This window comes from Micromonospora sp. NPDC049580 (genome assembly GCF_040675595.1).
Lineage (GTDB): Bacteria > Actinomycetota > Actinomycetes > Mycobacteriales > Micromonosporaceae > Micromonospora.
Window position 1 is genome coordinate 1 of sequence record NZ_JBFAPG010000331.1, and the last position, 7,084, is coordinate 7,084.

A 7,084-nucleotide genomic window follows, 5' to 3' on the forward strand; every position below is an offset into this window, starting at 1 on the left:
CGCGTCACAGGTGATCCGCCGGACGCTTCACGGCCTGCGGCCGGGTGGTGTCGTGGCCCGGGGTGCGGACCGGCGTGAGGCGGCCCGCGAACGCGCTGCCGCCTGCTTCACGATCGCCGAGGTCTACTGGGTACTCGATGAGCACCTTCCGGTCCTCGCCGCGTCGATCTCGTCGCTGAACGCTGCCGAACGCGCCGGGGACCTCGATCTGATCGTGCGGGCGCAGGCTGGTCTCGGGATGATGATCGGCACCGTGGGGTTGCACCGGCTCGCGGGCCGCCACCTTCGTGCCGCGAGCAGCGCCGTCGAGCGCACCAACGATCCGCTCACCGCCTGCTGGGTCGGCATTGTGGGCGGGCTGCACTGGACCGGGGTCGGCGACTGGGCCGCCGTCGACCTCGGCGCGAACCGGGTCCTGAAACTCCGGCGCCGGACACCGATGCACCGGTGGGCCGACGAGGTGCTCCTGATCAGCGCATTCAGGCGGTACCTCACCGCCCGCTACGCGCAGGCGGCCGCAGCGGCCGCCGAGGCGATGGCCGCCGGCCGAGAACGCCGCGATCCCGTCGTACACCTCTGGGGTCTACTCGTCCTGATCGAGACGGCCCTGCGCGCCAACCCCGACGACCCGGCGCTGGCAGGCTGGTCCGAAGAGGCCGCACAGCTTTTGCCGGCAGCGGCCAGGATCGACGCGGCCCGCCTCCACGCCGCCGTGGCTCGCCAACACCTTGCCAGCGGGCAGCCGTTGGACGCGTGGCAGGCGATCCGCACCGCCGACCACCTGATCGGCCCACATCCGTCGTTCGAGCAGTACGCCATCGAGGCGCACGCCGGCATTGCCGAGGTCTCTCTGGCGCTGCTCGAGCTGGCGGATCCGCATCGACGATCGGCGCGCGGAGCGGGCGAGCCTGACCCGGCCGAGCTGCGCGAAAGCACCGCAGTCGCCCTGCGCCGGTTACGCCGCTACGCCCGCACGTTTCCCATGGCCCGTCCGAGGGCGCTCATCTGCCTGGGCTGGTACCGATGGCTGGGCGGCCGGGCCGAGCCCGCCCGGCGGGCGTGGGTCCGGGCAGCCCGCGAAGCCGAGCGACGTCAGATGCCCTACGAGCTGGCACGCGCCCATTACGAACTCGGCCGTCACCTCGTCGCGGGACAGCGGTCAGCCCTCGGGCTCGACCGGGCTGAGCACCTTGAGCGAGCGATCGCCGAATTCGGCCTTGCCGGATGCCGAGCGGACCTGCGCCGAGTTCAGGCGCTCGCCCGGCGGACCGGCTCGTAGCCCGCATCGCAATACCAGGTTCCGTTGCGTTGAGCCGGGCACGTATTCATGCGGAACCTACGACGCGGCCACTACGAACTCGCCATCGAGGCCCCGCCCACTCTGCGGGTCGCCGCTGCGTTCACCGACTCGCCCAGGCGATCTGACCGCGGACCCGACCCGGGTTCAACACGTCCGCCGATCCGATTACGCAACGGCGCCACCTCAACGTCCGGGTGGTCACTGATTCGGGGCTTATGCCGCATCCGAGTTATCTGTCCGATTCTGTTCCCTATGCTCCAGTTGACACCCGTACCCGATCCAGGAGTCCGGCCGGTCCTGCGCCGCGTGCTGCCCACGCCGCGCGTACGCCCGGCTCGCGTCGCCGTGGGGCGCGCCCCCGCCGCGGTGTGCACCGCCGGATCCGACAGAGATGCGTGAGACACGATGAAGGACGCGGACACAATAGTCCTGCCCCGGCTGGCGTCGACGGAGGTCGACGTCGAGGACCCCTGGGGTGAGGACCACGCGATCGTCACCCAGGCGACGACCGACACCGGCCGGTGGCGGGTCACCGCCTGGCTGGTGCCGGCACTGTTGACGGTCGCGCTCTGCCTCCTGCGGGCCGGCGTGGCCACTCCGCCGGGCGGCGGCACCCCGGGCCTCGCCGGTTCGCCGCTGCTGCGCTTGTGGGCGGAGGTGCTCGGCGCGTCCGGCCCGGCGATACGGGTGGTGTCGACGGTGGCCGTCACCGCCGCCGCGGCCCTCGTCGGGTTCCTGGCGGCCCGACTCTTCACGCCGCGGGTGGGCCTACTGGCCGGCGTGATCTTCGCGCTGCTGCCGACGTCGACCCGGTACGCGCAGGAGATCCAGCCGTACGCGTTGACGGTGTTCGCCGCCGTGCTCGCCACGCTGCTGCTCGTGCGGGCGGTTGACCGGCCGACGGTCGGACGCTTCGCCGGCTACGGCGCCGCGGTGCTGCTGCTGGGCCTTTCGCACGGTCTCGCGCTGCTGTTGCTCGCCGGGCACGGCTGGTCGATGTTCGTCTTCCGACGCGGGGTGGTCGGCCGGTGGTCGGCGGTCGCGATCCTCGGCGCGCTCCCCGCGGCTGTCGCGCTGGGGCTTCCCAGTGGCGTGGTCGGCGGCGGGATCGCGCGGGGGTCGGAGCCCACTCTGGACGTGCTGGCCGCGACGCCCCGGAACCTCTTCGGCGTCACCGCCCTGGGGGTCGTGCTGGCCGGGTTGGCGCTGTTCAGCCTGCCGCTGCGACGCTCCGCCGCCCTCTACACCGCCTGGGCGGTGGTGCCGCCGCTGGGTCTGCTGCTGGTCGCGCAGGCGACGCCGGTCTGGATGCCGGAGGTGCTGCTCTTCACGCTGCCCGCGTGGGCCACCCTCGGCGCGGTCGCGCTGGCGCGGGTGCGCGCCCGGTGGTGCGCGGTCGCCCTGGTGGCGATCGCGGTGCTCGGCGCCCCGGCGCAGCTGGCCCGGTCCACGCCCGGGGGCGCGAGCGGGCGACCGGCGATCTCACGAGGGTCGTTCACTTGTGGACGCGACCCGCCGACGGTGCGACGGCACGCGAGGCGCACCCCGCCGGTGGCTGAGGAGAGCGCGGCTCATGGTCGTTTACGTAACCAGCCCGCTTTAAGCAAATTGTCCGAATAGCATCAGCTCCGGTCGAGTTCGAGTCGGGCAGAAACCCATGGGGGCAATGTGGTCATCGCCAGCGATAGCCGGCGGTCTCCCGTCGCCGGGCAGGGCATCGCCGTCGCTCCGGCCCTGACCTCGATCGGAGGGTCGTCGGAGCCGCCCGACCGTCGGCAGCGCAACGTCCGGGCGCGCCGCGCCTACGCGGCGTGCGGTACGACGGCCGGCCCGCTGATCGCGCCGGGGCACGTGGCGGCGCCGGTCCAGTTCCGGCCGGCCCTGTCGCCCGCGTCCCGGCTGATCCTGACGCTCCTGGTTCTCGTCAACAGTGCGGCCGGGCTGCTGTTCGTCGGGTGGCTGCTGCTCCCGGCGCACGTGCCGGGGCCCGGCGTGACCGGGATCGGCAGCTGGCAGACGACGGCGGCCCGGCTCGGCTTCTGCGTGGTCGTCGGCGTGGAGTTGATCCGCCTCGCGCAGAACGTCGTGATCTGGGTCTTCGCGTTCCATGCCAAGGATCCGGTCCCCGTCGATCCGCCCGTCGGCCTGCGGGTGGCGCTGCTCACCACCATCGTGCCCAGCAAGGAGCCGCTCGACGTCGCCGAGCGGACCCTGCGGCGGATGCGGCAGATTGTCTACTGCGGCCAGGTCGACGTCTGGATCCTCGACGAGGGGGACGACCCCGAGGTGAAGGAGATGGCCGCGCGGCTCGGGGTGCGGCACTTCAGCCGCAAGGGCCGGCCCGAGTACAACCAGCCGAGCGGCGAGTTCCGGGCCAGGACGAAGTCGGGAAACCACAACGCCTGGCGGGCCGAGCACGAGCACGGCTACGACGTGGTCGCCAACGTCGACCCGGACCACGTGCCGTTGCCCGGCTTCCTGGAACGGACCCTCGGCTACTTCCGCGACCCGGACGTCGCCTTCGTGGTGACCCCGCAGGTCTACGGCAACATGCACCAGAACTGGGTCGCGCACGGCGCGTCGGTGCAGCAGTACCTCTACAACGGACTCATCGCGCGCGGCGGCAACGGGCTGGACGCGCCACTGCTCACCGGCACCGGCCACCTCTACCGACCGGCGGCCTGGCGCAGCGTCGGGGGCTACCAGGACTCCATCATCGAGGACCACCTCACCAGCATCCGGGTCCACGCCGCCGTCAATCCGCACACCGGCAACCGGTGGAAGGGCGTCTACACCCCGGACGTGGTGGCCATCGGGGAGGGCCCCACCTCGTGGGCCGACTACTTCAACCAGCAAAAGCGGTGGGCGGCCGGCATCTGCGAGATCCTGGTCCGCCCCGAGCTGCGCGCACCGCGCGAGCTGGGCACGCGGCGCCGCTGGCAGTACCGGCTGCTCCAGTTCTACTACCCGAGCGTCGCCGTCGGCCTCCTGCTGGGCAACCTCGCCACCGCCCTGTACCTGCTCACCGGCGTCGGCACGGCCCAGCTCGACGTGACCGTGTGGTCGGTGCTCTGGGCCGGCACCATCGGCACCTGGTTCGCGCTCTGGCTCTGGCTGCGCCGCTTCAACATCGCCCCGCACGAACGGGAGGAGATCGGTGTGGTCGGCATGGCGCTGGCCCTCTTCACCGGTCCCGTCTACGTGGCCGCCGCGGTCGGCGCGCTGCTGCGGCGCAAGCTCGCGTTCGTGGTGACGGCCAAGGGCAAGCTGCGCACCACCGAGTCGCTCGGCACCTTCCGGCTGCACTTCGGCTGGGCGGCCTTCGCCGCCGCCGTGCTCGGCGCGAGCTTCCTGCTGGACCACGGCCTGACCCTGCTGTGGGTCTGGCCGGTGCTGACCCTCCTGACCGGCCTGGGCCCGCCGCTGATCGCCATCGTCTCCGGTGTGACGCGCCGTGGGCGACACCGCGACGACGCGGCCCGCGCCGCCGCGCGTACCCGTAGCGAGGACCGCCACCCGCCGAGGACGCGGGTGCCGGCGGAACGGAGTGTGCCATGGCGAGGCTGACCCTGCCGCGGAGCATGCTGGCGCTGATCACCGCGCTGCTGCTCACGTACGCCTTCGTGATCGCGCCGCGCACGGCGTCGGGAGCCCGGGGGGAGGCCGCGGCGACGGCCGCACCGAGCGCCCCGGCGACGGCCGCACCGAGCGCCCCGGCGACGCCCGCACCGCCGCCGCGCCCGGAGCCGGTGCTCTTTCCGCCGGCCGGGAAGACGTTCATCGGCGTCATGACGAACGAGGGTCCGTACGACTTCACGCCGGTGAATGCGTTCGCCGCCGCCGCGAAGCGTCAGCCGCAGGCGATGCTCTTCGGCGCGGGATGGGCGTCGGCGGCCTTCGACCGGGTGCTCTTCGACCGGATCCGCGACCGGGGCATGCTGCCGATGCTGGCGTGGGAACCGTGGGACTACCGGCTGGACGAGACCTCCCGCAAGAAGGGCTTCAGCGCCCGCAAGATCGACAGGATCCGCTCGGACCAGCCCCGGTACCGGCTGGCCCAGATCACGCGGGGGAGCTTCGACCCGTACCTGCGGTCGTGGGCGCAGGGCATCAAGGCCCTCGGGTACCCGGTGGCCATCCGGTTCGCCCACGAGATGAACGGCGACTGGTACCCGTGGTGCGAGACGGCCAACGGCAACCGGCCGGGTGACTACGTCAAGGCCTGGCGGCACGTCCACGCCGTGTTCGAGGCCGCCGGGGTGCAGAACGTCATCTGGACGTGGAGCCCGAACGTCAGGTGGGACGACTCCACCCCGAAACTCGCCACGCTCTATCCGGGCGACGACTACGTCGACTGGGTCGGGCTCTCCGGCTACTACGGCACCGGGGCGCTCTCGACGTACCGGTCCTTCGACGCGATCTTCAGCCCGACGATCCGGGAGATCCGCGGCTTCACCCACAAGCCGCTGGTCGTCACCGAGACCGGCGCCTCCGACGGCAAGGGGCGCAAGGCCGAGTGGATCCGGCAGGCCTTCGAGCTGCTGTCCGGCCACCGGGACATCATCGGCCTGATCTGGTTCGAGGCGCGCAAGGAGGTCGACTGGCGGATCGTCAGCTCGCCCGCCGTCGCCAAGGCCTTCGCCCGGGCCGTCGCCGCCCCCCGGTACGACGTCGGCTGGTCGCCGGCGATGGTGCCGCGTACCCGGGTCTAGGAATAGGCCGTCCGCCGCCGTGAGCGTGTCCCAGCCCGTCAGGTCGGACCGGCACCCCGCCGCGCCCGGCCGCGCGGCGCCGGCCGCGTCGGCGCGCCGGGCGGGCGCGCCGGTGTCGCGTACCCGCGTCGCCCTGCCCGTCAGTCTCGTCGCGTTCGCGGTCGCGGCCCTCGGCAGCGGCGGCCGCGAGATCTGGTTCGACGAGTCGGTCAGCTGGCTGACCACCACCCTCGCGTGGCCGGATCTGCGGCATCTGCTCGGCAACATGGACCTCACCCACGCCCTCTACTACCTGGCCCTGCGCGGGTGGACCGCGCTGGCCGGGGACTCCACCCTCGCCCTGCGGTTCCCGTCCATCGTCGGCACGGCGGTGGCCGCCGGCGCGCTCACCCTGCTCGGCGCGAAGCTGTACGACGGCACCGTCGGGGTCACCGCCGGCCTGCTCTTCGTCGCGATCCCGTCGGTGTCCCGGTACGGGCAGGAGGCCCGCTCGTACGCCTGGGTCGTCGCCCTCACCGTGCTGGCTACGCTCGCCCTGGTCGGGGCGCTGGACCGGCCCTCGTGGCCGCGGTGGGTCCGCTACGGCGGCTGCCTGCTGGCGTTGACCTGCCTGCACGCCGTCGCGGCGACGGTGCTGGCAGCCCACGCGCTGCTGGTCGGCTCGGCGGTCCGCCGCGGCGGTGCCCGGCGGGCCCGGTGGGCCTGGGCGCTCACCGTGCTGGTGGTCGCCGTGGCCGCGGCGCCCCTGCTGTACGCGGCGTCCCGCCAGGCCGACCAGGTCTCCTGGATCACCCGCGACCAGGCGGCGCTCGCCCGCTTCCCCCGGGAGCTGTTCGGCTCCCTCCCGGTCGCCGTGACGTTCGTCGGGACCGGCCTGGCCGGCGCCGCCGTGCTCTGGCGCCGGCGGCGCGCACTGCTCCTTCCGCTGCTGGTCTGGGCCGTGGCGCCGGCGGTGTGCTGCTACCTGAGCCACCCGCTGGTGCACCTCTTCCTGGCCCGGTTCGTGTTGTTCACGCTGCCCGCCTGGGCGCTGCTGGCGGCGGTCGGGATCGCCGCGCCGGTCGCCGCGCTG

5 protein-coding genes and 1 pseudogene are annotated in these 7,084 nt (G+C 73.0%); all 6 read left to right on the forward strand.

Going from position 1 to position 7,084, the window contains the following annotated elements; all coding sequences use genetic code 11:
* Nucleotides 1-1,279, forward strand: a 1,279-nt coding sequence (locus AB0J68_RS22945; protein WP_363940432.1) for a hypothetical protein, incomplete at its 5' end; no start/stop codon positions are given.
* Between the two features lie 33 nt (nucleotides 1,280-1,312).
* Nucleotides 1,313-1,408, forward strand: a pseudogene (locus tag AB0J68_RS22950) (IS6 family transposase); the annotation flags it as partial.
* 297 nt (nucleotides 1,409-1,705) lie between these two features.
* Nucleotides 1,706-2,920 carry a glycosyltransferase family 39 protein gene (locus AB0J68_RS22955; RefSeq protein ID WP_363940433.1) on the forward strand — a complete coding sequence of 405 codons (1,215 nt, stop codon included), beginning with the start codon at nucleotides 1,706-1,708 and terminating at the stop codon, nucleotides 2,918-2,920.
* 48 nt (nucleotides 2,921-2,968) lie between these two features.
* Nucleotides 2,969-4,867: a glycosyltransferase family 2 protein gene (locus tag AB0J68_RS22960; RefSeq protein WP_363940434.1), complete on the forward strand. Its 1,899-nt coding sequence runs from the start codon at nucleotides 2,969-2,971 to the stop codon at nucleotides 4,865-4,867.
* Nucleotides 4,855-6,012 (forward strand): glycosyl hydrolase, encoded by a 1,158-nt coding sequence (locus AB0J68_RS22965; RefSeq protein WP_363940435.1) that lies wholly within the window; start codon nucleotides 4,855-4,857, stop codon nucleotides 6,010-6,012. The genes AB0J68_RS22960 and AB0J68_RS22965 overlap by 13 nt, the downstream gene beginning before the upstream one ends.
* A 19-nt stretch (nucleotides 6,013-6,031) precedes the next feature.
* Nucleotides 6,032-7,084: glycosyltransferase family 39 protein (locus tag AB0J68_RS22970; RefSeq protein WP_363940436.1), on the forward strand; the 1,053-nt coding region annotated here is incomplete at its 3' end.